Origin of the sequence: Pseudomonas synxantha (genome assembly GCF_900105675.1) — a bacterium.
Classification (GTDB): domain Bacteria; phylum Pseudomonadota; class Gammaproteobacteria; order Pseudomonadales; family Pseudomonadaceae; genus Aquipseudomonas; species Aquipseudomonas synxantha.
The window spans coordinates 6,349,672-6,375,837 of the sequence record NZ_LT629786.1; the positions used below are offsets into that span (position 1 = coordinate 6,349,672).

At 59.4% G+C, this 26,166-nt stretch carries 19 protein-coding genes, 1 tRNA gene and 1 pseudogene; 16 read left to right on the forward strand and 5 right to left on the reverse strand.

The annotated features are described in order from the left end of the window. The first annotated feature begins 804 nt into the window (after positions 1 to 804). Genes BLU48_RS29290 through BLU48_RS29300 form a run of 3 tightly spaced genes read left to right on the forward strand, consistent with a single transcriptional unit; the run spans position 805 to position 2,524 of the window. Positions 805 to 1,485, forward strand: coding sequence for a CsgG/HfaB family protein (locus tag BLU48_RS29290; protein ID WP_057025555.1), 681 nt, complete (start codon positions 805 to 807; stop codon positions 1,483 to 1,485). A 29-nt stretch (positions 1,486 to 1,514) separates the two neighbouring features. Next, positions 1,515 to 1,877, forward strand: coding sequence for a DUF4810 domain-containing protein (locus BLU48_RS29295; RefSeq protein WP_046070345.1), 363 nt, complete (start codon positions 1,515 to 1,517; stop codon positions 1,875 to 1,877). After that, entirely contained in the window at positions 1,874 to 2,524 is a 651-nt protein-coding gene (locus BLU48_RS29300) for a DUF799 domain-containing protein (protein ID WP_046070346.1), read from the forward strand. The genes BLU48_RS29295 and BLU48_RS29300 overlap by 4 nt, the downstream gene beginning before the upstream one ends. Positions 2,525 to 2,547: 23 nt before the next feature. Here the strand turns inward: BLU48_RS29300 and BLU48_RS29305 are convergent, their stop codons facing one another. Then, entirely contained in the window at positions 2,548 to 4,761 is a 2,214-nt protein-coding gene (locus BLU48_RS29305) for a M10 family metallopeptidase C-terminal domain-containing protein (protein WP_057025554.1), read from the reverse strand. 223 nt (positions 4,762 to 4,984) lie between these two features. Here BLU48_RS29305 and BLU48_RS29310 point away from each other — a divergent pair, with 223 nt between their 5' ends. The 7 genes from BLU48_RS29310 (at position 4,985) to BLU48_RS32810 (ending at position 12,209) form a co-directional block, all read left to right on the forward strand. Further along, a complete protein-coding gene (locus BLU48_RS29310; protein WP_057025553.1) occupies positions 4,985 to 6,613 on the forward strand; it encodes a vWA domain-containing protein in 1,629 nt (542 codons plus the stop codon). Positions 6,614 to 6,821: 208 nt separating this feature from the next. Then, on the forward strand, positions 6,822 to 7,394 hold the full coding sequence (locus BLU48_RS29315) for an RNA polymerase sigma factor (protein ID WP_057025552.1): 573 nt from the start codon (positions 6,822 to 6,824) through the stop codon (positions 7,392 to 7,394). Next, the gene (locus BLU48_RS29320; RefSeq protein ID WP_057025551.1) at positions 7,391 to 7,999 is read left to right on the forward strand and encodes a hypothetical protein; all 609 of its coding nucleotides are present in this window, start codon (positions 7,391 to 7,393) and stop codon (positions 7,997 to 7,999) included. The genes BLU48_RS29315 and BLU48_RS29320 overlap by 4 nt, the downstream gene beginning before the upstream one ends. A 229-nt stretch (positions 8,000 to 8,228) precedes the next feature. Next, positions 8,229 to 9,095, forward strand: a complete 867-nt coding sequence (locus BLU48_RS29325) for a hypothetical protein (protein WP_057025550.1) — start codon at positions 8,229 to 8,231, stop codon at positions 9,093 to 9,095. A gap of 131 nt (positions 9,096 to 9,226) precedes the next feature. Beyond that, positions 9,227 to 10,270 carry a GGDEF domain-containing protein gene (locus tag BLU48_RS29330; protein WP_057025549.1) on the forward strand — a complete coding sequence of 348 codons (1,044 nt, stop codon included), beginning with the start codon at positions 9,227 to 9,229 and terminating at the stop codon, positions 10,268 to 10,270. A 21-nt stretch (positions 10,271 to 10,291) separates the two neighbouring features. Then, positions 10,292 to 10,444, forward strand: coding sequence for a hypothetical protein (locus BLU48_RS31930; RefSeq protein WP_156422424.1), 153 nt, complete (start codon positions 10,292 to 10,294; stop codon positions 10,442 to 10,444). A 124-nt stretch (positions 10,445 to 10,568) separates the two neighbouring features. Then, positions 10,569 to 12,209: a methyl-accepting chemotaxis protein gene (locus BLU48_RS32810; RefSeq protein WP_057025548.1), complete on the forward strand. Its 1,641-nt coding sequence runs from the start codon at positions 10,569 to 10,571 to the stop codon at positions 12,207 to 12,209. A gap of 43 nt (positions 12,210 to 12,252) precedes the next feature. On the opposite strand, the gene BLU48_RS29340 is transcribed toward BLU48_RS32810, so the two are convergent. Next, positions 12,253 to 13,284, reverse strand: a complete 1,032-nt coding sequence (locus BLU48_RS29340; protein WP_057025547.1) for an SDR family oxidoreductase — start codon at positions 13,282 to 13,284, stop codon at positions 12,253 to 12,255. Positions 13,285 to 13,399: 115 nt separating this feature from the next. On the opposite strand from BLU48_RS29340, the gene BLU48_RS29345 reads away from it, so the two are divergent. After that, the gene (locus tag BLU48_RS29345) at positions 13,400 to 14,269 is read left to right on the forward strand and encodes a LysR family transcriptional regulator (RefSeq protein ID WP_057025546.1); all 870 of its coding nucleotides are present in this window, start codon (positions 13,400 to 13,402) and stop codon (positions 14,267 to 14,269) included. A 692-nt stretch (positions 14,270 to 14,961) separates the two neighbouring features. Here the strand turns inward: BLU48_RS29345 and BLU48_RS29350 are convergent. Then, positions 14,962 to 15,038: transfer RNA gene (locus BLU48_RS29350), tRNA-Arg, on the reverse strand. Between the two features lie 370 nt (positions 15,039 to 15,408). On the opposite strand from BLU48_RS29350, the gene gabD reads away from it, so the two are divergent. The 3 genes from gabD (at position 15,409) to BLU48_RS29365 (ending at position 19,656) form a co-directional block, all read left to right on the forward strand. Then, positions 15,409 to 16,851 (forward strand): NADP-dependent succinate-semialdehyde dehydrogenase, encoded by a 1,443-nt coding sequence (gene gabD, locus BLU48_RS29355; protein WP_043049124.1) that lies wholly within the window; start codon positions 15,409 to 15,411, stop codon positions 16,849 to 16,851. A gap of 180 nt (positions 16,852 to 17,031) precedes the next feature. After that, positions 17,032 to 18,309, forward strand: a complete 1,278-nt coding sequence (gabT, locus tag BLU48_RS29360) for a 4-aminobutyrate--2-oxoglutarate transaminase (protein WP_057025545.1) — start codon at positions 17,032 to 17,034, stop codon at positions 18,307 to 18,309. 138 nt (positions 18,310 to 18,447) lie between these two features. Next, positions 18,448 to 19,656, forward strand: a complete 1,209-nt coding sequence (locus tag BLU48_RS29365) for an HDOD domain-containing protein (protein ID WP_057025544.1) — start codon at positions 18,448 to 18,450, stop codon at positions 19,654 to 19,656. Between the two features lie 1,568 nt (positions 19,657 to 21,224). Here BLU48_RS29365 and BLU48_RS29370 read toward each other — a convergent pair. After that, the gene (locus tag BLU48_RS29370; RefSeq protein ID WP_043050816.1) at positions 21,225 to 22,226 is read right to left on the reverse strand and encodes a GGDEF domain-containing protein; all 1,002 of its coding nucleotides are present in this window, start codon (positions 22,224 to 22,226) and stop codon (positions 21,225 to 21,227) included. Between the two features lie 187 nt (positions 22,227 to 22,413). Next, complete coding sequence (gene desA / locus BLU48_RS29375) at positions 22,414 to 23,598, reverse strand: delta-9 fatty acid desaturase DesA (protein ID WP_057024810.1); 1,185 nt, start codon at positions 23,596 to 23,598, stop codon at positions 22,414 to 22,416. 166 nt (positions 23,599 to 23,764) lie between these two features. On the opposite strand from desA, the pseudogene dibA reads away from it, so the two are divergent. Further along, positions 23,765 to 25,677: pseudogene (gene dibA, locus BLU48_RS29380) on the forward strand (phosphodiesterase DibA). A 268-nt stretch (positions 25,678 to 25,945) separates the two neighbouring features. After that, on the forward strand, positions 25,946 to 26,128 hold the full coding sequence (gene oscA, locus BLU48_RS29385; protein ID WP_007941032.1) for a sulfur starvation response protein OscA: 183 nt from the start codon (positions 25,946 to 25,948) through the stop codon (positions 26,126 to 26,128). Positions 26,129 to 26,166: the final 38 nt, after the last annotated feature.

Genomic DNA, 26,166 nt, shown 5'->3' on the forward strand with positions numbered 1-26,166 from the left:
GGGAGGGGGCTTGCTCCCGATAGCGGTGGTCCAGCCAATGGATATGTTGGCTGACTCACCGCCATCGGGGGCAAGCCCCCTCCCACATTGGGTTTGTGTGAATCCGCAGCGTTCGGCTCGGGGCAACTTGCGCCGGCTCAGCCCGCTTACGTAGGGCGTGACGCTCTGATACCAGTGTGGGAGGGGGCTTGCTCCCGATAGCGGTGGACCAGCCAATGGATATGTTGACTGACTCACCGCCATCGGGGGCAAGCCCCCTCCCACATTGGGTTTGTGTGAATCCGTAGCGTTCGGGTCGGGGCAACTTGCGCTGGCTCAGCCCGCTTACGTAGGGCGTGACGCTCTGATATCAGTGTGGGAGGGGGCTTGCTCCCGATAGCGGTAGTCCAGCCAATGGATATGTTGACTGACTCACCGCCATCGGGGGCAAGCCCCCTCCCACATTGGGTTTGTGTGAATCCGCAGCGTTCGGGTCGGGGCAACTTGCGCTGGCTCAGCCCGCCTACGTAGGGCGTGACGCTCTGATATCTGTGTGGGAGGGGGCTTGCTCCCGATAGCGGTGGACCAGCCAATGGATATGTTGACTGACTCGCCACCATCGGGAGCGCGCGCCCTCTCACATTGGGTTTGTGTTGGATTTCACTACTCGGGCCGAAACATCTTGAGAACCGCTCTCAACCCCGTAAAATGCCGCAGCCGTTGCATCACAGTCTTTCAGGGAAGAATTCAGGCCAGCGTATTGTCAGGCTGCCTAACTCCTTGGAAAACCCGGCAACGCTGATTTCCTCACCCAAGGAGCACCCTGTGAAGACACTGTCCAAAATCCTGCTGTCGGGCCTCACCGCCGCGGCGCTGTTGACCGTGGCCGGTTGCGCCACCGAGAGCAACCGCGCGATGCCGGTGGAGCAAGTCGCCAGCGCCCACGTGGCCTATTCCGGCGTACGTGTGCCGATTGCCGTGGGCAAGTTCGACAACCGCTCCAGCTACATGCGCGGCATCTTCTCCGATGGTGTCGACCGTCTCGGCGGCCAGGCCAAGACCATCCTCATCACCCACTTGCAGCAGACCAATCGCTTCAGCGTGCTGGACCGCGACAACATGGGCGAGATCTCCCAGGAAGCCAAGATCAAAGGCACCGCGCAGAAGCTCAAGGGCGCTGACTACGTGGTAACCGGCGATGTGACCGAGTTCGGCCGCAAAGAAACCGGCGACCGCCAGCTGTTCGGCATCCTCGGCCGTGGCAAGACCCAAGTGGCCTACGCCAAAGTCGCGTTGAACATCGTCAACATCAACACCTCCGAAGTGGTGTATTCCACCCAGGGCGCCGGTGAGTACGCGCTGTCCAACCGTGAAGTGGTCGGCTTCGGCGGCACCGCCAGCTACGACTCCACCCTCAATGGCAAGGTCCTCGACCTGGCCATGCGCGAAGCGATCAACCGCCTGGTGGACGGCATCAACGCCGGCGCCTGGAACCCGCGCAACTGATCAGCAGCACCTCAAGGAGCAGTACACGGATGAGCAAGGCAGTTAAGTTGGCGCTGATGCTGACAGCAATCGCGACGGTAGCCGGGTGCCAGACGGCGCCCCAGCCCCTGTATCAATGGGAGAGCTACCAGCCGCAGGTTTACGAGTACTTCAAGGGCGAGCCCAAGGAAGCGCAGGTGGAAGCATTGGAGCGCGACTTGCAGAAGATCAACGCCAGTGGCCGCAAGGCCCCACCGGGTTACCACGCGCACCTGGGCATGCTGTACATGAACATGGGCAAGGATGACCAGATGGTGCAGGAGTTTCGCACCGAGAAGGCCCTGTTCCCTGAGTCCGCTGCGTACATGGACTTTCTGCTGAAAAACGCCAAAGCCGGAGTGGCCACCAAATGAGCCTGTTAAAACTTACCGGCGCCTTGCTGGCCCTGGCGTTGCTCGGCGGTTGTGCGGCGCCCAAGACGGTCGACTACTCGGCGTACAAACAGGCGCGGCCCAAGTCGATCCTGGTACTGCCGCCGATCAACGAGTCGCCGGAAGTGCAGGCGTCCTACAGCCTGGTGTCGCAAGTCACCTACCCGTTGGCCGAAGCCGGCTACTACGTGCTGCCGATTGCCCTGGTGGACGAAACCTTCCGCCAGAACGGCCTGACCACCGCCAATGATATCCAGGCGGTACTGCCCGCCAAGCTGCATGACATCTTCGGTGCCGACGCGGCGCTGTACATCACTGTCAGCGAGTACGGCACCAAGTACATGCTGATCTCCAGCGACACCTCGGTGACGGCCTCGGCCAAACTGGTGGACCTGCGCACCGGCACCACCTTGTGGACCGGTACTGCACGGGCCTCCAGCGAGGAGGGCAACAACAACGGCGGCGGTCTGGTGGGCATGTTGATCACGGCGGCGGTCAAGCAGGTGATCAACAGCTCTACCGATGCGGCGCATCCGATTGCCGGTATCACCAGTGCACGCCTGCTGTCGGCAGGGCAACGCACCGGGCTGCTGTACGGCCCGCGTAACCCCAAGTACGGCACGGACTGATCAGCGGCAACCGGTAAACCGCGTCACCTCTGACGACGGTGCTGTTGGATCAAGTCGGTGCGGGTGGCCGTGCCCATGGAGTCGCGCTGCCCGTTTACGCTGGTGCCGATGGAGCCGTTGTGCAAGGCAACGATCTCGCCCGTATCGACGCTGATCAGCGGTGAGCCAGAGGTGCCGGGTTTCTTGAAGGCGTCGTGGTAGACCGTGCCCTGATAACGGCTGTCCTGGTCGTATCCCTTGAGCGTGGTGGGTTGGCCCTTGGCATTTAGAAATGAAATGCCGAGGGCCTCTTGCCCATGGTTGGGCATAAAGACTTTCTGCCCAGGCGATGCTTGGGGGCCGGAGGCCAACTTGAGCGGCCGGAACTGCTCGGCCAAGGCTTTTTTCTCGCCGGCGGGCAAATCGACACGCAGCTCGGCGTAGTCCAACCGCGCGTCGCCACTGAGCGGCTTGGGGTCCAGCGGTACTTTGCGCTCTACCTTCATCCGCCCGCTACTGTCTTGTTCATAACCCAGCCAAAGCTCGAGCTTGCTGCCCTTGGCCAGCGCGTCGCGCACATGTTGGTTGGTCAGCACGCTGTTGCCATCGTTGATCAGCGAGCCGGTACCCAACGAACGGGTATGCACGCGTTCGTAGCCCCATGAGTCCCGTGTGACGCTCACTTCGCGAATATTGCCCACGGCCCTGGCCGCTGCATGCATCGGTGTGCCCTTAAGGGATGCGTTGGCGTGGTTCTGCAAGGAGAACGGCGCCTGTTGCGGCGCGGCTGTTGGCGTGGGGTGGGGCTTGTACGGTGCGACATCCGCTGGCGACGGCGGTCGTGGGGTTGGCGGTTGAGGCGTAACCCGGGCGGGTGGGGTTGGCATACGGTTCGGCTGCGAGGCTCGGCTGGTCACGTCGTCTGGCTTGATTGGCCCTTGGCTCTTGATATACAGGCCGGCTTGGCCCGAGCCGTTCAGGTCAATGGCCAGGCTGTGCTGGCGCGTGTTCGGGTCATAACCGAGCAACGCCTCGCCCGGCCGACCGCTGAAACGACGCACAAACTGCAGGTCCTTGATACCGGCGGCCTGCAGCGCTGCAGACACATCGATCTTGTCCTGCCCGCTGGTGAAATCGGTGATCAGGTCGGGGCGCTGTTGGGTCGACTCGCTGGCGTTGTTATACACAAAGGTATCCTTGCCCAGCCCACCGGTAAGGGTGTCCTGGCCCGGGCCACCGGTCAGGCGGTTATCGGCGTGGTTGCCGATAAGTCGATCAGCGCCCGTGCCGCCGATGGCATTTTCCAGGGTCACGCCTTTGGCAATGGAGACGTTGCCTTTCATGCCGCCGACATCGGAGAAGTGTTCAGCCTTCAAGTTGATGGTCTGGTCCTGATGAAACCGCGAGAAATCCAGAGTGTCGTTGCCGCCCCCATCCCACACGCTGAACACGGGCGCGTCGTCCGCTGAGTTGAGGCTGAGGAAGTCACGCCCGGTATTGGAGTTGAAGCCGTACACCGTGTCGGTGTCGCGGGTTTTGTAATTGGCGCCGTAGAGCTTTTGGATGGCCGTGATGTCGTCCATCAGCGGCGCGCTGGCATAGTGGGTTTGGCCGTTCTTGTTATGGTCATGGCCCAGGTGACCAGCCCACCAGTAACTCATCAGGCTGTAGGCGCGATTGTCCTCGGCATAGCGGGCGTTTTCAGCGTAGCTGCCGCCATTGTTGTATTTGCCGGGGTGCATCAGCCCCAGGGTATGGCCGATCTCATGGGCCAGCAGATAGCGGCTGAAACTACCCTGAGTGAAGGGGCGATTCATGCCATCGGACGCGAACCAGGCCTGTGTGCCATCGCTGTAGATGCCTGGATAAGACGCACGGCCCGAATGGCCGGTCTGGTTCGGGTCATTGCCCAGTAACAGTTGCCCTTTGGCCTCTGGTGCATTCTCAGTGAAGGTGATATTGGCGACATCCGCCCAAGACTGCATGGCGCGCCTGGCCTGCTCTTTTTGCGACGGGGAGAACTCGTTAGCGCCGGTGGGCGTGTTGTAGGTGGCTTGCGCGGGTGTGAAAAAACGGTAGCCGATAGGTGTGATGCCGTCTTTGTCTCGCTCTTTCCAACGATAGCCCGTTCGGGTGATCTGCTCTGCCGCTTGCTCGGTGGTGTAGGAGGGCTTGCCTGAAACGGCCCCGGTATAGCTGGGCCGCTCAGCGAATGAGGGCGGCTGATAGCGGTGTGCGAGGGTGTTTACGGAGTTCATCGTGGTTTCTCTGAATTAAAAGCCTCCAAAGCACTCAAGAAACAGACGGTTCTGACAGGGAGGCGGACCCTCGATATGTGGTGGGTGGTGATGGCAGGTTCAGTTGGTTGTGTCTCGAAAGATGACGCAGCGAGCTGACGGCGCAATATCCGTGTTTAACCCGTAGGGAGGTTGGGCTACGTCTGATCGGTTGAACGGATCATTCATTCACGAGGTTCAGCCCATGTCCCGCTCTCTGCTTTTGCTGCGTCCCGCTGCCCAAGGCTTTGCCGTTACCCTGCTGGTGATGCTGGCCGGGTGTGGACTGTCGTCGTCCCCGGATGTCGCCAAGCCTGTTGAACCGGCGCCCATCGCCGAGCTGCAAAGCGCGCCGGCCCAGGGCGCTATGGTCAAACGCATGGCGATGCCGGCACCGATGAGGGTGCGGGAAATGGCGACGATGGACTACCGCAGCGAACCTCGCGAGCAATACGCCAACCTGCCGGACAACCCGGTGCATCGCGTCGCCGAGACCCCGGTTTCCACTTTCAGCGTCGACGTCGACACTGGCAGCTACGCCAACGTCAGGCGTTTCCTCAATCAAGGTCGCCTGCCGCCCGAAGGCGCTGTGAGACTGGAGGAAATGGTCAATTACTTCCCTTACACCTACGCGCTGCCCACCGATGGTTCACCCTTTGGCGTCACCACCGAGCTCGCCGCCACGCCCTGGAACCCGCGCACAAAATTGTTGCGCATCGGCATCAAGGCCTCCGACCGCGACGTGGCGGACCTGGCGCCGGCCAACCTGGTGTTCCTGGTGGACGTGTCTGGCTCCATGGACCGTCGCGAAGGATTGCCGTTGGTGAAAAGCACGTTGAAATTGCTGGTGGACCAACTGCGCGATCAGGACCGCGTGTCATTGGTGGTCTATGCCGGTGAATCCCGCGTGGTGCTCAAGCCCACCTCCGGGCGTAACAAAAACACGATCCGCAACGCCATCGACCAACTTACCGCCGGTGGCTCCACCGCAGGCGCCTCCGGCATCGAGCTGGCCTATCAGATGGCCCGCGAAGGTTTTATCGACAAGGGCATCAACCGCATCCTGCTGGCCACCGATGGCGACTTCAACGTGGGCACCAGCGACTTCGACAGCCTCAAGCAAATGGCGGTCGAGCAGCGTAAAAGCGGCGTGTCCCTGACCACCCTGGGCTTTGGTGTGGATAACTACAACGAACACCTGATGGAACAACTGGCCGATGCGGGCGATGGCAATTACGCCTATATCGACAACCTGCGTGAAGCGCGCAAGGTGCTGGTGGAGCAACTCAGCTCGACCCTGGCCGTGGTCGCCCGGGATGTGAAGTTGCAGGTGGAATTCAACCCCGCCCAGGTCAGCGAATACCGCCTGCTGGGCTATGAAAACCGTGCCTTGAAGCGTGAGGATTTCAACAACGACAAGGTCGATGCCGGTGAAATCGGCGCAGGGCATACGCTGACTGCGCTGTACGAAATCGTCCCCAAGGGCGAGAAGGGCTGGTTGGAGCCTTCGCGCTATGCCGCCGCGCCTGCGATTGAAGGTAAATCCGACGAGCTGGCGATGCTACGGGTGCGCTATAAACCTGCTGCGGGAGGCAACAGTCAATTGATCGAGCACCCCATCGCCAACCAGCCCACCCCAGCCAGCGAAGACCTGCGCTTCTCAGCCGCCGTGGCCGCGTTCGCCCAACAGCTCAAGGGCGATGGCCGCTACACTGGCAACATGAGTTTGCAGGACACCGCCAAACTTGCCCGCTCGGCCCGCGGCGATGACCCGTTCGGCCTGCGCAACGAATTTGTGCAACTGGTGGAGTTGGCCCAAAGCCTCAAACCCTGATCCGGCCCGCAACAATGTGCAAATGGGGGAGGGTGCAAGCCCTAATGCCGAACGAAATGCTCAAAGCAGCGAAGATCAAATGTGGGAGGGGGCTTGCCCCCGATGGCGGTGTGTCAGCCAGCCTATTTTATCCTGACCCACCGCTATCAAGGGCAAGCCCCTCCCACAGTTAGATCAGCTTCGACTGAAAGAAGGAGTTCACTATTAGATGGCCGTTCCAGACGATTCACCCAGCGACGAATCGCTGCTGGCCCGCTACCGAACCGGTGACGCTGGCGCATTCGAAGCCCTGTACACGCACCACCGCCAGGGCCTGTACCGCTTTCTCATGTCCCTGTGCAACAAGGCCGAACTGGCCGAGGAAATCTACCAGGACACCTGGCTAAGCCTGATCCGCAGCAACACCCAGCCACAGGGCCGGGCGAGTTTTCGTACGTGGTTGTTCCAGATCGCCCGCAACCGCCTGATCGACCACTGGCGCAAGCACGGCATCCACAACCCCCTGCACGACAGCTACGATGAGCAACTGCACGCCCAACCCGACAGCAGCGCCGGCCCCGAGCAACAGCTGAGCCTGAGCCGCGACCAGGCGCGCCTCGACGCCGCCCTGCAAGACTTGCCCGAAGACCAGCGCGAAGTCTTCCTGCTGCGCCTGCACGGCGAGCTCGAAGTACCGCAGATCGCCACCCTCACCGGCGCCCCGCTGGAAACCGTAAAAAGCCGCCTGCGCTACGCCCAGCAGAAACTGCGCCGCCTGTTGGCCGAGGAGATACCCGCATGAACGACTCCCGACACGACCCAGACACCGACGACGGGCTGATCCAGCACTTTCGTCAACACAGCAGCGGCGAGCCGCCGGCGTCACTGGACACCTTCATCCTCAACGCCGCCCGCCGCGAAGCCCCGGCGCCGCAGCCGAGCCTGTGGCAGCGCTGGCTGCAAGCCTGCCAACGCCCGCGCTGGCAGATGGCATTCGCCACCGTCGCCGGCTTGGCGCTGATGATCGGCGTTGTCATGCGCTCCCCCGTGCCGCAGCCCGAGATCTCCACCGCGACATTCTCCGCGCCGCGCCACGAAGAAGCCGCTCACCCGGCCCCCCAAGCCTTTTCCGCACCTGCGCCAATGGCCCGGATGGCGACGGCACCCAGGGCTGAAAGTGCCCCGGCCCAGGCTGAAATCGCTGAAGTAATGGCGGCCCCGCCAGCGGCCAAACTCAGCAAGCCTGCGCCGGGTGCATTGCCCTCCTTGGAGCAGGAGTTGCAGGCCATCGTGAAGCTGCGCGAGGCGGGAGATACCAAGGCCGCCGATGAAAAGCTGCTGGCGCTGCATAAGCGCTTTCCAAACGAAGATTTGCCGGCGCGGTTGCAGGCGTTGCAGAAGCGCTGAACCTGCGAAAAAAGCCCCAGGTCTTTTGGCCTGGGGCGTCTTCATGCGTAGGGGGCGCTTGCATTGTCTAGCTGGGTATATGTCAAAGTCTGCCAGATGCGCGATTTACCCATCTGTGTGAAATAGAACATTTTTGGGCTGAAAAAAACACAGGGGCAAATACGCATATACTGTGCACGATGATGGTAATAGTTGTCTGATGTTGTGGCATGAGGTCTGTTGAGCGTCGATGAATAAAACTGATCTACTGAACTATTTGAAAGAGACCAGTTACGCGATGACCCAAAGTGATATGGGCGAAGCTATTCTTCTCCACTTCGAACTGGTAACGCAAAGCTATAGAAAAAAGCCGTTTTTCTACAAGACGTTGTTGAAATACGACAGGTACATGGTCGCGCTCTCTTTATTAAGCTTCAGTTATGAAGATGGTCGCGTTCCCTTGTCTAAAGTCAAGGCCTTCTGTCAGGAGCGAGGCTATCTTTCGCGCAATAGCCTGGATGCCTATTTTTCTTTTTTTTTCATCTCCGGGTATATGCATGTTCACCTGCACAACGAAGATGGAAGGCAGCGTATTTTCGGACCGACACAAACGGCATTGTGTGAAACCGCGAGTATGCTCAAGGCGTATCTGTTGCCGTCGCAAATGATCGTGCCTTATTTGGGCCGCCAGGTGAACGCCTTAAATTCCGAAGATCTATTGCGCTATTTCTTCAGAGGCTTTTCCAAGTTGCTTGAAGCCGACTTGATGCTTGACAAACTAATGCCCGAGACAATGTGGCTCGTCAATCGAGCCGGGGGGCATCTACCCATGCTCGCGCTTTACACAGATGCAATGAGGAACGGTTCGTTACACTCTAATCAGAAAGTCTCATCCTATGTTGAGCTTTCGAAACGTTTGAGTGTTTCAAAGACGCATTTGATACGTATGGTTAAAGAAGGCGAGGTGAAAGGTTATTTTAAGTGTCACAAACATTCGGTAGAGCTGCGCCCGGTGTTTCTGGAACTGGCGCGTAAGATCATGTCAGTGCATTTTTCTGTCGTGTGCATAAGCATTGAATTGGGCATGGATATGAAAGCCGAAAAATACGCATGCTAAGGCTTTCGGCGTTCGGTGAACCGTCAGGCCTTTAGATGTTTGCAGATGACGGGTGACTGTGGCGGTGTAGTTGATGGGCGGCCTCAAAGATTGACGAGCATATTCGATGGTCTTGGGAAAGGAGTTTATCAATGCCGGCGATTTTCAAGATTAGACCGAGAATGCGAACGCTGTTATCACCAGCAGTCATAAAAATTGAGTTGGTAGGTATATTGGCGTGGCTGGGGGCGCTTTTCATTGATTCGGTATCTGCACTGAATGTGATACACCTGTTGATCACGCTTTGCTTGTTGAGCGTTTGGTACGTTCATCGCGTGATACGCAGTTTTTTAATGTGGAGGGTGATGGGCGGTCTTTACATTTTTGTTCTTTCAGTCGGGTTTGCCTACGTGATTCGCTCGCATATGGAGCTGCGAATATTTGCCTTGCCGTTGGCAGTGATCATTGTACTCAGCAGCGCTATCTTATTTATAACCGTTGGTGATTATTTGCTGTCCAGCGTGCAGGTCTGGCTATTGATGTGGACCCATATTGATATCGATATATACCGCGGTCAAGAGTTGTACTTACTGTTGTTTTGCCTCTCGTCTGTGTCGATTGGCTTTACCCTGAGTTTTACTTATTTGAGAAATTTGCGCTCGGTGTTATTGGTAGAGAGTGAGATCAGGACGCTCGCCGAGACTGACTTTCTCACGTCTTTGCTGAATCGTCGCGCCTTTATGGAACTCTTCCAAAAGCTATTGGCGGATGGGCGGTACGGCTATTTCATCATGTTAGATATCGACGGCTTTAAACTGAAGAATGATCAGTACGGTCATGATGTCGGCGACAAGATCCTGTGCGCCATGGCCAACTGCCTGAAATCAACACCGGGCAGTTACTGTGTCGGACGAATCGGTGGTGAAGAGTTCGGGGTCCTGGTGTTGGACGGCGACGATTCGATGGTTCAGGAATACGCGTTGCGTTTATTGGGTGCTATCCGGGCCAGTGTGGCGCCCCCGCATCATTACACCTGCAGTGCAGGAATAGCGCGATTCTCGGAAACCTCCGACATGTCGGCGGTGCTCAAGTGCGCCGATAAAAATATGTACAGGGCCAAACATAACGGCAAGGATCGCGTGTTTCAGGATGGCGAACAGGTTGGCGCACTCATGCTTCCTCTTTTTGCGCAATAACCTTCAAACGTGGGTGTGATCATGAATATCGAGATTAACTATATTGAATCGCCGCCTTGCTACGTCTTGACGATGGGTGAACTGACTCTGATGTTTGAAACGCGTGACGAGGCGGAAGAGTTTGTTCGGTTCCTGCGCGGCTACGACGATGAAGAAGAAATCGTCAAGGATTAGATGGCTTCATCTGGGCGTGGAAATGGTTTAGCAACTGTTTTTTGTCGGGAGTGATCAGCGCTTTATCACTGAAGCCTCCTCGCCAATAGGTCGGTGCATCTTTTAAATAACCTGAGCACATGCAATGAAGTGGATAAAAAATGCGAAGCTTGCAACCAAGCTGTTGATGTCCTTCGTTTTGGTTGCGCTGATTACGTTGGTGGTCGGGGGCATTGGCTGGAGTGGCGTCAAGAAGTTGGGTTTTGCACTCAATCTTACCTTTTCAGACACCTTGGTTTCGGCTTCCAGCGTGTCCGAGGCGAAAGGCTTGATCATGACGCACAACCGCAATCTTTATCGTTTGTTGACGTTTGCGGCATCGGGAGCCGACAGAGCGGATGTGGAAGCGGTAGCGCGAGCATTGAATGACACCCAGCAACAGGTCGATAAGGTCTTCCACCACTATCGCTCAACCCCAATGGGCACTGAAGAGCGCCTGGCAGGTGAGGCATTCGAGAAACTCTGGGCAGCTTATCTGGTAAGCGCCAAACAGGTCATTGAGGCCATTAATCAAGAAAATTTTTCATCGGCCAGAAACCTGTTGAGCAATGAAAATGTACGCGCCATGAGTAACGCCCGCGAGCAGCTGGACGTTATCTTGGGCATCAACAGGGTTGAAGTAGACAAGCAAGCGCAAGCCGTTAACGCCACGATCAGTGAGTCGACGACTCAGTTGTTCGTGGGCGTATTGCTGTCCTTCATGATCGCCATTGCGTTGGGGGTGTGCATTACACGCAGTATCACCCGTCCGATCGCCTCGGCGGTCATCAGTGCCGAGCGGGTTGCTCGTGGCGATCTGACTGAAATGATCCGCACCCATCGTGAAGATGAAGTGGGGCAGTTGCTTAACGCGCTGAGCGCAATGCAACGGAGCCTGAAAAAGACGCTACAGGAAATCGCGAGTGCCTCGGATCAATTGGCTGCCGCTGCAGAAGAGCTGAGCGCCGTGACCGATGAAAGTACCCAAGGCTTGATTCGCCAGAACGATGAAATTCAGCAGGCGGCGACGGCGGTCAACCAGATGACCGTGGCTGTGGAAGAAGTGGCGCGCAATGCTATTTCCACATCGCAGGCTTCTGAAGAAACGCGCAGCGAGGCAGTAAAGGGGCACGCTCACGTCGATGATGCGGTGGTCGGGATCACGCGAATGGTCAGCGAGATTGAAGGCTCGGCCGGTAAAGTCGAATCCCTCGCCGGGCAAGTTCGCGACATCGGCAAGGTGATTGACGTTATACGCAGCGTCGCAGAGCAGACAAATTTATTGGCATTGAACGCTGCGATCGAAGCGGCCAGGGCCGGAGAGCAGGGCAGGGGATTTGCCGTGGTTGCTGATGAAGTACGCGCTTTGGCCCATCGCACCCAGTCATCGACCGTTGAAATCGAAGGGATGATCAATGCCGTACAGCAATGCGCGGATGAGGCCGTTGCCGCAATGGGCGATAGTCGGTCCTTGGCTACGCAGACGCAGCGCTTGGCCGCACAGGCCGGGGAAGTGCTGCAAAGAATTTCGCTCGGCGTCGCGCAAATCAATGACCGCAATATCGTGATAGCCAGCGCCTCTGAAGAACAGGCCCAGGTAGCGCGTGAGGTTGATCGTAACTTGACGAACATCCAGGACTTGTCCGCGCAAACAGCTGCTGGCGCGAATCAGACCAATGCCTCCAGCCATGATCTTTCGAGACTGGCGCTGTCGTTCAATGATCTGGTATCCAAGTTCAAGCTCTGAATGAAGGCCTGCTCTGTGTCGGCAGGGGTGGGTTCTCTAGGTTTTATAACCCGCCGTGGGCCTTGTACCAGGCCACCGTGTCAGTGAGGGTCTGTTCCAGCACGCGAAAGCTCAGGCCCAGCTCTTCTTCACTTTTGCGGTGGTCAAAGCAGGTACGGTGCTCCTCTCGTATCAACAGCCGCAACGTCGCCATGCTCAGCAAGATGGGCTTGCCGGTCAGGTAGGCGTAGGCCTCTTGCACCGCTGCCAACAGGTAGAGCGCAGGCAGCGGCAGTTGCCGGGACGGTGTCTTGACCCCGGCGATACGCCCCAGCACTGGAATCAGCTGGCGCATGGTCAAGTTGCGGCCGGCCGCGAGATAACGTTCGCCCCGTCGCCCACTTTGTGCGGCGGCAATATGCGCCCAGGCCACATCGCGGGCATCGACCAGGGAAAAGGTGCCGGGGATCAGCCCCGGCAGCTTGCCGTTGGCGACGTCCTTGACCAGTTGCCCGGAAGAGGTCGGCCCACGGTCGCCCGGCCCCCACATCCAACCGGGCAACACCATGCAGGCGTGCATCTGCGGATGGCTGTCGAGAAATCTCAGCACCTCCCGCTCAGCCAGGATCTTGCTGCGATAGTAGTCATCCGCATCGGCTTCGGCCCGCAGGCACGTCTCGTCGATGGGCGTGCCGGGGGCACCGTCGAGCACGGCAATCGATGACGTGTGCACAAACCGTCGTACACCGGCGTCATAGGCATGCTCAAGCAGTGCTCGCGTACCGACGACATTGATCTTTTCCAGCGCTTCCCAATGGCTGCCGCCCTTGTAGTTATCGCGAAAGAACGCTGCGCAGTGAAACACCGTATCGCAGCCTTGCAGGGCAGCCGCGAAGGCGCCCACATCGGCCATGTCCCCCACCACCAGCTCCACGCTTGGCAAATCGCTGAACTGCTGCTCGCCCTTGGCCGGCGAACGGACAAGGGCTTTGACCGCGTAGCCACGTGCGACCAGCTCCCGTACCAGGTTGTTGCCCAGCAAGCCGGTTGCACCCGTCACAAAGGTACTGCGCAAGCGGTTGGGGTTCGTCTTCATACAGGCCATTCCATTCGTTTAAAGGCCTGTAGATATACCGGTGAGACCGCGCCTGAAAAACGGCGACTGCTGCATAATGGCTTTGCACATCAGCAGACCAGGGAAGCTCATAGATATGGCGTTGCAGGCAAATTGGGACGATCTTCGCCTGCTGTTGGCGGTTTCGCGGCGTGGCAGCTTTTTGCAGGCGGGGCAGATGCTCGGTGTGGCGGCATCTACCGTTGCCCGCCGCCTCACCCAACTGGAAACCGCCCTGGGCGAGCCGCTGGTGGAACGCGGCGTGGAAGGCTGCCGGCTCACCTCCCGAGGCCAAGCCCTGGTGGACGTCGCCCTCGCGGCCGAATCCGGCCTGCGACGCCAGACCGCGGTCGACGGCGCGCAGGCAACGCTAAACGGCACGGTGCTGGTCAGCGCCGGCGAAGGGTTTTCAGCGAGCGTACTGGAAGCCGCCAGCCGCTTTACAGCGCTGCACCCAGGCTGCTCCGTGGAATTGCAGACCACCACCGACTTTCACAAGATCGTACGAGGCGTCGCCGATATCGCCGTACGCACAGCCCACCTGGGTGAACCATCCCTGATCTATCGAGGGCTCGGCAAGCTCGCCTATGGCGTCTTCGCAACCGCCGAATACCTGGAACGGTTCCCCGCGCTAACCCCCGCCACCGCAGCCAACATCGCCTTGCTGCCACCCCTGGACCTACTACCGCAAATGCGCGCCGCAAAAGCCGCCGGGCTCGACCATGCGCCGATCAGCGTGAGCTCGTTTGCCGTGCAGCTTGAGTCGGTGAAGCGAGGGATGGGTGTGGCGGTGTTGCCCCGAATTCTGGCAGCGGGGTTGAGTGAGGTTTTCCCGGAGATAGCACTGCCGCCGATGGAGGTTTATCTGGTTACACGGCCACAGGCGTTGAAGCAGGTGCATATTCAGGGTTTTTTTGGGGTGTTGGAGGGGGTGTTGCGCGATGAAATCTCTAGCCTGGATAAGTAGCGTTCCAGGAATTCATCGTGGGAAGGCAGGCGTGACCCATCCCACTGCCTGACTTCAGCGCCTGTCTCGCCTTTATCAAGCGGCCCGTTGTCAGCCAGTCCGTTACTTGTGGTAAGAGCTAATACGTGTACACGTCTTGCTGGTGACTTTCGGCAGCCGATGTGCCGCTGCAGGCCGTGCCGCTTGGATAATGCAGTGTTCCTTATGACCATCTCCGTAAACCATCACTGCCGAGGTGGTAGAGGTACCATCTTCGTTCAAATACGTTGTGACATTTTCACTGCTCTCTGGGCGTTTATCAGGGCCGCCATAGGGGTCAGGGATCACAGGGGACTCGGCCGCATAGGCAGCCTGGGCGAGCAATAGAAATGTGAATGTGCAGATGAATTTCACAATAAGTCCTTCGACAGGGTTGGCGGTTCGGTAAATACGATTTGGGGCTGCTATGCAGCTTAGACCGCGAAACCTCTTAGGAAATTTTTGCCACTTTCTCGGCTTGCCTCTCAGACACCGAAAAACGAAAAGAAAAAGGGGATATTTTTATTTTTACAGCGAAAAAGGGACAGAAATCCCGTACAGCTCATACCGAAGGCCTGAGCGAGTAACTCCCAACACCTCGCCTCATCACCGCCCAAATCCAAAAAACAAAAAAGCCCCAAATCTCTCGACCTGGGGCTTTTTCTTTTCATATCTGGTGCACCCGGCGGGATTCGAACCCACGACCCCTGCCTTCGGAGGGCAGTACTCTATCCAGCTGAGCTACGGATGCTTGTGCGGGCGACATCATACCCATGTCGACCTGATGCGTCCATGCTGGTCTTTGGGCGTTTAAGCGTAGGAATTCGCCGCGTGCAGGCCCTGGGCCGGGTGTCAGCGATCAGTGCGGTGAAACCAAGCGCAACTATGCTGATCATAAGATTTAGTCAGATGTGCCGTTTTCGTTCTTTTTTTCGAACATCCTATTGCCCTATACCCCCATTGATCCTAGGATTCGTTTGAGATTTCAAACGCTCTGTCTCCCGTGCGCTGTATTTTTCTCCCGCGCGCTGGGGCTGATTTCCCTGACGGCAGCCCACAAGGCGCCTTTCAACAACTCTAATTCGCTCCGCGTGCGCGCGGTGCTGTTAAGGAAAGCCGACATGCAGCTCAAAGATACCCAGTTGTTCCGCCAGCAAGCCTTTATCGATGGCGCTTGGGTCGATGCGGACAACGGTCAGACCATCAAGGTCAACAACCCGGCCACGGGTGAAATTCTCGGCAGCGTGCCGAAGATGGGCGCCGCGGAAACCCGCCGCGCCATCGAAGCCGCCGACAAGGCCCTGCCGGCCTGGCGTGCCCTCACCGCCAAGGAGCGCGCCAACAAGCTGCGCCGTTGGTTCGAACTGTTGATCGAAAACCAGGACGACCTCGGCCGCCTGATGACCCTCGAGCAAGGCAAGCCGCTGGCCGAAGCCAAGGGCGAAATCGTCTATGCCGCGTCCTTTATCGAGTGGTTTGCCGAAGAAGCCAAGCGCATCTACGGCGATGTGATCCCCGGCCACCAACCCGACAAGCGCCTGATTGTGATCAAGCAGCCTATCGGCGTGACCGCGGCGATCACTCCGTGGAACTTCCCGGCCGCCATGATCACCCGTAAAGCCGGCCCGGCCCTGGCTGCCGGCTGCACCATGGTGATCAAGCCAGCCTCGCAAACCCCATTCTCGGCCTTGGCTCTGGTTGAGCTGGCCCACCGCGCCGGTATCCCGAAAGGCGTGCTCAGCGTGGTCACCGGCAGCGCCGGCGACATTGGCGGCGAGCTGACCAGCAACCCGATCGTGCGCAAATTGTCCTTCACCGGCTCGACCGAAATCGGTCGCCAGCTGATGGCCGAATGCGCCAAGGACATCAAGAAAGTCTCCCTGGAGCTGGGCGGTAACGCACCGTTCATCGTGTTCGACGACGCCGACCTGGATAAGGCCGTCGAAGGCGCGATCATCTCCAAGTACCGCAACAACGGCCAGACCTGCGTCTGCGCCAACCGCCTGTACATCCAGGATTCGGTATACGACGCCTTCGCTGAAAAGCTCAAGGTGGCCGTGGCCAAATTGAAGATCGGTAACGGTCTGGAAGAAGGCACCACCACGGGCCCGCTGATCGACGAAAAAGCCGTGGCCAAGGTTCAGGAGCACATCGCTGATGCCCTGGGCAAAGGCGCCAAGCTGCTGGCCGGTGGCAAGGCGATGGAAGGCAATTTCTTCGAGCCGACCATTCTGGTCGATGTGCCGAAAGACGCCGCTGTCGCCAAGGAAGAAACCTTCGGCCCGCTGGCGCCGCTGTTCCGCTTCAAAGACGAAGCCGATGTGATCGCCATGGCCAACGACACCGAGTTCGGCCTGGCCTCGTACTTCTACGCCCGCGACCTGGGCCGGGTGTTCCGTGTGGCCGAGGCCCTGGAATACGGCATGGTCGGCGTCAACACCGGGTTGATCTCCAATGAAGTGGCGCCGTTCGGCGGCATCAAGGCCTCGGGCCTGGGCCGTGAAGGCTCCAAGTACGGGATCGAGGATTACCTGGAAATCAAATACCTCTGCCTGGGCATCTGACCGGCAAGAGCTTGCAGCAAACGCAGAGGGCACGAGAGCGCTGCCCCTTTGCGTGTTTCACATCGTTATTCGTAGTGGCCGGGAAAGCTGTGGCAGTCGATCATCGCATGCTGCCGTAGTTGCCTCCCCGCCACGTATGCCTTGGACCACGCCACCCGATGAGTGGCGAATGAGGACTTTATGAGCAAGACCAACGCTTCCCTGATGAAACGCCGCGAAGCCGCTGTACCCCGCGGTGTTGGCCAGATTCACCCGATCTTCGCCGAATCCGCGAAGAACGCCACGGTGACCGACGTAGAAGGTCGCGAGTTCATCGACTTCGCCGGCGGTATCGCCGTGCTCAACACCGGTCACGTGCACCCGAAAATCATCGCCGCCGTGACCGAGCAACTGAACAAGCTGACCCACACCTGCTTCCAGGTGCTGGCCTACGAGCCCTACGTAGAGGTGTGTGAGAAAGTCGCTGCCAAGGTGCCAGGCGATTTCGCCAAGAAAACCCTGCTGGTCACCACCGGTTCCGAAGCGGTCGAGAACGCCGTGAAGATCGCCCGCGCCGCTACTGGCCGTGCCGGCGTGATTGCCTTCACCGGCGCCTACCACGGTCGCACCATGATGACCCTGGGCCTGACCGGTAAAGTCGTGCCGTACTCGGCTGGCATGGGCCTGATGCCAGGCGGCGTGTTCCGTGCGCTGTACCCCAACGAACTGCACGGTGTGAGCGTCGACGACTCCATCGCCAGCATCGAACGCATCTTCAAGAACGATGCCGAACCGCGTGATATCGCCGCCATTATCATCGAGCCGGTGCAGGGCGAAGGCGGCTTCTACGTCGCGCCGAAAGCCTTCATGAAGCGCCTGCGCGAACTGTGCGACCAGCACGGCATCCTGCTGATCGCCGATGAAGTGCAAACCGGTGCCGGCCGTACCGGTACCTTCTTCGCCATGGAACAGATGGGCGTGGCCGCCGACCTGACCACCTTTGCCAAATCCATCGCTGGCGGCTTCCCGCTGGCCGGTGTGTGCGGCAAGGCCGAATACATGGACGCCATCGCCCCGGGCGGCCTGGGCGGCACCTACGCCGGCAGCCCGATTGCTTGCGCGGCGGCCCTGGCCGTGATGGAAGTGTTCGAAGAAGAGCACCTGCTGGACCGCTGCAAGGCGGTCGGCGAGCGCCTGGTGACGGGGCTCAAGGCCATCCAGGCCAAGTACCCGGTGATCGGTGATGTGCGTGCCCTGGGCGCGATGATCGCAGTCGAGCTGTTTGAAGAGGGCGACAGCCACAAGCCTAACGCGGCGGCCGTTGCCGCGGTGGTGGCGAAGGCGCGTGACAAGGGCCTGATCCTGCTGTCCTGCGGTACCTACGGCAACGTGTTGCGCGTCCTGGTGCCGCTGACCTCGCCGGACGAGCAGTTGGACAAGGGCTTGGCCATCATCGAGGAGTGCTTCTCCGAGCTGTAAGCTCAGCGTCTGCATCGATATGAAAAAACCCGCTTCGGCGGGTTTTTTTATGCTCACTGCGGCACATTCAGGCCTCGTTCATTGTACGCAGGCGCCTGCATTGTCTAAGGTGCAAGCATTGCCGATGGAGCGTGCTGGATGACTGCTGTTGATTTACCTGCTGTACCCCGAGTGCTGATTGCCGAAGCGGACCCTTGGTCGCGGGACCTGCTCAAGCAAGTGTTGTTGAATGTGCGTTGTGATGCGCGGCTGGATGTGTGCGCCGATGGGCAGCAGGCCGCCACGCTGTTGCGGGAAAAAACCTATGACCTGATCCTTGCGGACTGGGAGCTTGCGGGCGTCGATGGCTTGAGCCTGCTGCGCAGTGTGCGCCAGCAGCGCCGCTCTCCCGCACTGCCGTTCATCCTGCTGAGCAGCCGCAATGACAGCGCCAGCGTACGCGAAGCCTTGCCCCTGGCGCCGACTGCGTACCTGACCCACCCGCTGAACATGGAGGGCCTGACCCAGCGCCTGCAAGACCTGCTGCTTAACGAAGGCGAAAGCGTGTATTGCGAGATTCCGGCGCTGGCGCCAGGCATGACCTTGCCAGCATTCCTGGAGCGGCGCCGAGAGGTCTGCGATGGCGCGCCGTTGCGTGTGGATGTTAAAACCGCGGTGCAACGCAGCCTGGGGCCCGAGGGTCTGGACCTGCAGCAGCTCGAAGAGCAGGTGCGTATGGACCCGCAAATCACCGCCGTGTTGATCGCCGCCGCCAACAGTGCCGGGTATCACGGCACGCCGGTGCAGACCCTGCACGCGGCCCTGAACAAGTTGGTACCCGGGCAAAGCATGAACCTCATCCTGGGCCTGGCGCTCAAGCACAACGTCGTGCTGGGTGACCCTGGGCTGTTGGCTTACGCCGAGCGGCACTGGCAGTTGTCTGAGGACAGCGCCGAGTACGCCCGACGCCTGGCGCGCATGCTGGAACTGGATCACCAGCGCTGCTATAGCGCCTGCATCCTGCATCGGTTGGGCGACCTGGCCTTGTTGCGCTGCCTGGAAGACTGGCGCCAGGCTGGCGGCGCCCTGGATGACGAAGCGATCGGCGAAGCCCTCGATACTTTTGGCGCCGCCTACGGCTCGGCGTTGCGCACGCGCTGGCGCTTGCCGTTGGAGTTGCGCCAATTGATCGCGGCCACCTATTCACTGGAAGGCGGTGTGTATTCACGCGAAGCCTTGGTGGTGAACCTGGCGACACAGATGGCGCGCTTGACCGAGCATGAAGGGCTGCAAGAGCTTGCCAGCAGCAAGACCGCACGGCTGCTCAAAGTGGGCTTGTCCGAACTGACAAGAGTACGCAAAGCCTGACAGACAATGAGATCCAAATGTGGGAGGGGGGCTTGTCCACGATAGCGGTGGGCCAGTCAAGTATTGTTAAGCTGGTACACCGCCATCGGGAGCAAGCCCCCTCCCACATTTTGACCGAGTCTAGCCTGCGATAACGCGGTGCTTGCCCAGGCGCTTGGCCTTATACATCGCCGCATCCGCGCGGACGAATGGAGTATGCAAACCCTGACAGCCAATGAGATCCAAATGTGGGAGGGGGCTTGCCCCCGATAGCGGTGGGCCAGACAAGTATTGTTAACCTGATACACCGCCATCGGGAGCAAGCCCCCTCCCACATTTTGACCGAGTCTAGCCTGCAATAACGCGGTGCTTGCGCAGGCGCTTGGCTTCATACATCGCCGCATCCGCCTGGGCGAATAGCAGTATGCAAAACCTGACAGACAATGAGACCAAATGTGGGAGGGGGCTTGCCCCCGATAGCGGTGGGTCAGTCCAGCATTGCTAAGCTGATACACCGCCATCGGGAGCAAGCCCCCTCCCACATTTTGACCGAGTCTAGCCTGCGATAACGCGGTGCTTGCCCAGGCGCTTGGCCTTATACATCGCCGCATCCGCCTGGGCGAATAGCAGTATGCAAAACCTGACAGCCAATGAGATCCAAATGTGGGGGGGGCTTGCCCCCGATAGCGGTGGGCCAGACAAGTATTGTTAACCTGATACACCGCCATCGGGAGCAAGCCCCCTCCCACATTTTGACCGAGTCTAGCCTGCAATAACGCGGTGCTTGCGCAGGCGCTTGGCCTTATACATCGCCGCATTCGCGCGGACGAATGGAGTATGCAAACCCTGACAGCCAATGAGGTCCAAATGTGGGAGGGGGCTTGCCCCCGATAGCGGTGGGTCAGTCCAGCATTGCTAAGCTGATACACCGCCATCGGGAGCAAGCCCCCTCCCACATTTTGACCGAGTCTAGCCTGCGATAACGCGGTGCTTGCCCAGGCGCTTGGCCTTATACATCGCCGCATCCGCGCGGACGAATGGAGTATGCAAACCCTGACAGCCAATGAGGTCCAAATGTGGGAGGGGGCTTGCCCCCGATGCGGTGGGCCAGTCAAGTATTGTTAACCTGATACACCGCCATCGGGAGCAAGCCCCCTCCCACATTTTGACCGAGTCTAGCCTGCGATAACGCGGTGCTTGCCCAGGCGCTTGGCCTTATACATCGCCGCATCCGCGCGGACGAATGGAGTATGCAAACCCTGACAGCCAATGAGGTCCAAATGTGGGAGGGGGCTTGCCCCCGATAGCGGTGGGTCAGACAAGTATTGTTAACCTGATACACCGCCATCGGGAGCAAGCCCCCTCCCACATTTTGACCGAGTCTAGCCTGCAATAACGCGGTGCTTGCCCAGGTGCTTGGCCTTATACATCGCCGCATCCGCGCGGACGAATGGAGTATGCAAACCCTGACAGCCAATGAGATCCAAATGTGGGAGGGGGCTTGCCCCCGATAGCGGTGGGCCAGACAAGTATTGTTAACCTGATACACCGCCATCGGGAGCAAGCCCCCTCCCACATTTGAACCGAGTCTAGCCCGCGATAACGCGGTTCTTGCCCAGGCGTTTGGCCTCATACATCGCTGCATCCGCGCGGGCGAACAGGCTGTCGAGGGTGGAGTCATCCTCGCGCAAGCTGGCCAGGCCCTGGCTGACGGTCACGTTGAATTCGCGGCCCTCATAGCTGAACAACAACGCCTGGATCTCCTTGCCCAGCCGTTCGGCCACTTGCAGGGCCATCTCCGGTGCGCAACCGGGCAGTACGGCGGCGAATTCTTCGCCGCCAATGCGCCCGAACAGGTCGCCACGGCGCAGTACCCCTCGACCGCTCTCGGCAATGCGCCGCAGCACCTGATCGCCCTCCAGGTGGCCGTAGGTGTCGTTGATGTCCTTGAAGTCATCGATGTCCAGCAACAGGAACGCCAGCGCCGTGCCCTGCACGCAGGCGTTGTCGAACGCCTGGTTGGCGCATTCGAAGAAGTGCCGGCGGTTGCTGCTTTGGGTCAGCACGTCGGTGGTGGCGAGGCGGTGCAGTTCCAGCTCCAGCAGCTTCTTCTCGGTGATGTCTTCGGCCATGCCGACCACGATCAGCGGCTCGCCAGGCACCACCTGCTGGTTGATGTAGCACTTGTCGCACAGCCAGCGGATTTGCCCGTCGGCGGTGATGATGCGGTACTCGCGGTCTTCCACGGCGCCCTGTTCCAGCACGCGGGCCAGGCTGTGTTCGGCGTAGTCGAGGTCTTCGGGGTGAACACTGTTGCGCCATTCCCGGTGATCGGCCAGCAGCAAGCCGGCTGAACGGCCAAAGATGCGCTCGTAGGCCGGGCTCACATACAGCACGCGGCGCGTTTCCCAGTCGATGGCCCATAGCACCGCGTTCACGCTGACCAGCAGTGAACTGAGCAGTTGCTCACGCTCACTCAGTCGCTCGACTTCGCCCTGGGCATGCATCAACGCCAACAGGGTCGCCGCCGCGGCCGGGCGCGGCGGCTCGGCAGTGGGCACATCGGGCAGGCAGGGCTTTTCGTGAACCATCGGTACAACTCTCTCTGGGCGCGCCGCAGGATGGAACAGCGGTACTACAAGGGGTCACCATGATGGCGAAGTGTTCTTTGAGAGAGGGGATTTGCGGTGAAGTTCCATGATCGTGACCGATTGGCGGTGCCCGGAAAATGGCGCCAAAAAGCCAGTGCGTGGGAGGGCGAGCCCTCCCACACTACCGTCACACCGCCGCAGGACGCAGCGAATAGGTCTTCAATTGGTGGGCAAAATCGCGCAGGGATTGGATACCGCTGGCCTCTGCCTCATGCACCCACTCCTTGATCGCAGCCAGCATATCGTGGCCATTGGTGCTGGTCTTGAGCCAGATCTGCTGGAGCGCCAGGCGCTTTTCGTAGATCACCGTCAGCGCATGGCTGTGCTCCAGCATGCTCTGGATGCGCAGGTGGTGGCGGTCATCGAGCAAGCTGGTTTCCCGCGACAACAGGCGCTTGGCCCGGTGGAACTGGTGGCGTACCGAATGATCGACCTTCTCCAGCTCCTGCTTGACCAGCGGGCCAATCACCAACTTGCGGTATTGGGCCATGATCTGGAAGCGGTTGTTGAGGATCGCCATGGCGGTGTCCATGTCCAGGCTGCCCTTGCCTTCGACGCGGTGGGCGATGGGCGCCACGCGCTGCACCTTGGCCAGGCGCAGGAAGCTGAACACCTTGATCCAGGCCCAGCCCAGGTCGAACTCCCACTTCTTCACCGACAGCTTGGCCGAGTTGGGATAGGTGTGGTGGTTGTTATGCAGCTCTTCGCCGCCGACGATGATGCCCCACGGCACCAGGTTGGTGGCGGCGTCACGGCATTCGAAGTTGCGATAGCCCACAGCATGGCCCAGGCCGTTGATCACGCCGGCGGCCCAGAACGGAATCCACATCATCTGGATCGCCCAGATGGTGATGCCGATGGTGCCGAACAGCAGCACGTCGATTACGCCCATGATCGCCACGCCCAGCAGCGGGTAGGGGGTATAGAGCTTGCGCTCGAGCCAGTCGTCCGGGCAGTTCTTGCCGTAGATGCGCAGGGTCTCGGGGTTTTCCGCCTCGGCGCGGTACAGCTCGGCACCTTTGCGCAGCACGGTGGAAAGGCCCTTGATCACCGGGCTGTGCGGGTCATCGACGGTTTCGCATTTGGCGTGGTGCTTGCGGTGGATGGCGGTCCACTCGCGGGTGTTCTGCGCCGTGGTCAGCCACAGCCAGAAGCGGAAGAAGTGTTTAAGGCCCGCATTGAGCTCCAGGGAGCGATGGGCGGAATAGCGGTGTAGATAGACGGTGACCGCAATGATGGTCACGTGGGTCATCAACAGAGTGACTGCCACCAGTTGCCAGGCTGACAGATCAAGAAAACCGTTGTACCACATAGGCTGTATGGCCCTCAGATAAAGAAAAAAACAGCATCCGCATTATCACTTCCTTTGCAGATAAAACCAGTGGCTGTTTCAGATAAGGCTTACAAGGTGTTTCCTCATCTATAATCCTGATACTTTGTAGGGCGATTCTGGTTATTTAGTAAGGATTACTAAACATATGCTGTATTCATACCGAGGTGCCCTACGTGGGGGGCTGGTATACCTGCTGGTTTCCGTTGTTTGGCTCCAGCTCAGCACTACGCATTGATCAACTTTATCGATGAGCCGTGGGAGCTGGGGCGCTGGCTGCAGATGCGCGGTTATGTGTGGGTCAGCCTCAGCGCGTTGGTCATCTACTGGATCGGCCGGCGTTTTGCTCGTGCCCATGCATTGCAGCAACCCCTGAAAGAAAACCGCGAGCGCCTGCGCCTGGCCGCTGCGGTGTTCGATTGCACCCGCGAAGGGGTGCTGGTCACCGATACCCAAGGGCTGATAGTGCACGTCAACCGGGCGTTCATGGAGATCACCGGTTATCGCCGCGAAGACGTCATGGGCCAGCGACCAAGCCTTTTCAAATCCGGCCGCCATTCGTCGAATTTCTACCAGCAAATGTTCCAGACGCTGGAGCGCACGGGCGAATGGAGCGGCGAAATCTGGAACCGACGCAAAAGCGGCGAAATTTACCCACAGTGGCAAACCATTCGCGTCATCCACGATGACCAGGGCAAGGTCAGCCACTACGTCGCGGTGTTCTCGGATATCAGTGCCATCAAGGACTCCGAGCACGAACTGGCACACCTGGCTCACCATGACCCGCTCACCGACCTGCCCAACCGCCTGCTGTTCACCGACCGTGCCGAGCAGGCCCTGGCCTCGGCGCAGGTGCACAAGCGTGGTTGCGCCTTGTTGCTGATGGACCTGGACCACTTCAAGATCATCAACGACAGCCTGGGTCATAATGTCGGCGACCAAGTGCTCAAGCTGGTCGCCGAGCGCTTGCGCGGCTTGTTTGGGCCCGGTGTGACCCTGGCGCGCCTGGGCGGCGACGAGTTCGCCGTGCTGGCGGAGAGTTGTCCACAGGTGCTGCAGGCCGCAGCCTTGGCACAGCGCATGCTGAATGCCATGAAGGATCCCTTCATTTTTGACGGCAACCAGCTGTTTATCAGCGCCAGCATTGGCATCAGCCTGTTTCCCAGCGACGCCCTGAGCGCCGAGCAATTGCTACGCAACGCCGACTCCGCCTTGTTCAAGGCCAAGAACGCCGGCCGCGAGGGCTACGCCCTGTACACCGAAGAACTCACCGCCCACGCACAGAACCGCGTGGAGATCGCCAGCGAGCTGCGTCGCGCTCTCGACCAGCAGGAGCTGCGCGTCTATTACCAGCCGGTGCACGACCTGAACGACAGCCGCCTGGTGGGCGTCGAAGCGCTGGTGCGCTGGGAACACCCGGAACGTGGCCTGATACCGCCGGGCGAATTCATCCCCATCGCCGAACGCACCGGCCTGATTGCCGACATTGATGGGTGGGTACTGGACCAGGCCTGTCGCCAGATGTGCCAGTGGCTGGCCGACGGTGCGCCGCTGAGTTTTATTGCGGTGAATGTCTCCAGCCGCTTGTTCGCCCGGCGCGAGCTGTACGAGCAAGTTGCCCAGGTGCTGCACGCCACCGGCCTGGATCCGGCCTTCCTTGAGTTGGAAGTCACCGAAAGCGCAGTGATGGACGACCCGGAAGTCGCCCTGGAGCAACTGCATCGCCTGCGCGAACTGGGCCTGCGCCTGGCGATCGACGACTTTGGCACCGGCTACTCCTCGTTGCTGCGGCTCAAGCGCCTGCCAGTGCAGAAACTCAAGATCGACCAAGGTTTTGTCGCGGGTTTGCCCTGGGATGAAGACGATGCTGCGATTGTGCGCGTGGTGATCGCCCTGGCGAAAAGCATGGGCATGCAGGTGCATGCCGAAGGTATCGAACAGGTGGAGCAGGCGCGCTTCCTGCTGGACCAGCAGTGCGATATGGGCCAAGGCTACTGGTTTGGGCGACCGATGCCAGCCGACGCTATCGATTGGACCCGAGCACCCCCAATCCAGCCTTGAAATGCGCTCAAAATGTGGGAGGGGGCTTGCTCCCGATAGCGGAGTATCAGGTTAGAAAAACTTGGCTGGCCCACCGCTATCGGGAGCAAGCCCCTCCCACATTTGGATCGCAACCACACGCAACCCCACGTCCTGTCAGAAAATTCTTTCTGGTTATATAAACATTCTTAAATAGTATTTTTAAGAATATCCGCGCTTATCTACTATCGCCCTCACGCCGCAAGCAGTGCCGCCACTGCCAGGCACTATTCATTTCAGGAGCGAGACCATGAGCGCATCTCTACGTAGCGTCGACGGCCAGGACGAAGCAACCATTTTGCGTGAGATCCAGAGCGCCCTGCGCGATCTGCGGTTTGGCGCAGTGGAAATCACCGTGCACAACGCTCAAGTGGTACAGATCGAACGCAAGGAAAAATTCCGCCTGCAGAACCCGGGTAACAAACCGAGCTGAGCAAGAACGGCGATAGACCCGCAACTATAAGAAAAGCC

What these genes read in the sequence shown, in the direction of transcription:
- BLU48_RS29320 (WP_057025551.1), top strand. Translation starts at nt 7,391, where the DNA reads ATGAACGACTCCCGACACGACCCAGACACCGACGACGGGCTGATCCAG.
- BLU48_RS29340 (WP_057025547.1), bottom strand. Translation starts at nt 13,284, where the DNA reads ATGAAGACGAACCCCAACCGCTTGCGCAGTACCTTTGTGACGGGTGCA.
- BLU48_RS32810 (WP_057025548.1), top strand. Translation starts at nt 10,569, where the DNA reads ATGAAGTGGATAAAAAATGCGAAGCTTGCAACCAAGCTGTTGATGTCC.
- BLU48_RS29365 (WP_057025544.1), top strand. Translation starts at nt 18,448, where the DNA reads ATGACTGCTGTTGATTTACCTGCTGTACCCCGAGTGCTGATTGCCGAA.
- gabD (WP_043049124.1), top strand. Translation starts at nt 15,409, where the DNA reads ATGCAGCTCAAAGATACCCAGTTGTTCCGCCAGCAAGCCTTTATCGAT.
- BLU48_RS29325 (WP_057025550.1), top strand. Translation starts at nt 8,229, where the DNA reads ATGAATAAAACTGATCTACTGAACTATTTGAAAGAGACCAGTTACGCG.
- BLU48_RS31930 (WP_156422424.1), top strand. Translation starts at nt 10,292, where the DNA reads ATGAATATCGAGATTAACTATATTGAATCGCCGCCTTGCTACGTCTTG.
- BLU48_RS29345 (WP_057025546.1), top strand. Translation starts at nt 13,400, where the DNA reads ATGGCGTTGCAGGCAAATTGGGACGATCTTCGCCTGCTGTTGGCGGTT.
- desA (WP_057024810.1), bottom strand. Translation starts at nt 23,598, where the DNA reads ATGTGGTACAACGGTTTTCTTGATCTGTCAGCCTGGCAACTGGTGGCA.
- BLU48_RS29330 (WP_057025549.1), top strand. Translation starts at nt 9,227, where the DNA reads ATGCCGGCGATTTTCAAGATTAGACCGAGAATGCGAACGCTGTTATCA.
- BLU48_RS29315 (WP_057025552.1), top strand. Translation starts at nt 6,822, where the DNA reads ATGGCCGTTCCAGACGATTCACCCAGCGACGAATCGCTGCTGGCCCGC.
- gabT (WP_057025545.1), top strand. Translation starts at nt 17,032, where the DNA reads ATGAGCAAGACCAACGCTTCCCTGATGAAACGCCGCGAAGCCGCTGTA.
- BLU48_RS29370 (WP_043050816.1), bottom strand. Translation starts at nt 22,226, where the DNA reads ATGGTTCACGAAAAGCCCTGCCTGCCCGATGTGCCCACTGCCGAGCCG.
- oscA (WP_007941032.1), top strand. Translation starts at nt 25,946, where the DNA reads ATGAGCGCATCTCTACGTAGCGTCGACGGCCAGGACGAAGCAACCATT.
- BLU48_RS29300 (WP_046070346.1), top strand. Translation starts at nt 1,874, where the DNA reads ATGAGCCTGTTAAAACTTACCGGCGCCTTGCTGGCCCTGGCGTTGCTC.
- BLU48_RS29305 (WP_057025554.1), bottom strand. Translation starts at nt 4,761, where the DNA reads ATGAACTCCGTAAACACCCTCGCACACCGCTATCAGCCGCCCTCATTC.
- BLU48_RS29295 (WP_046070345.1), top strand. Translation starts at nt 1,515, where the DNA reads ATGAGCAAGGCAGTTAAGTTGGCGCTGATGCTGACAGCAATCGCGACG.
- BLU48_RS29310 (WP_057025553.1), top strand. Translation starts at nt 4,985, where the DNA reads ATGTCCCGCTCTCTGCTTTTGCTGCGTCCCGCTGCCCAAGGCTTTGCC.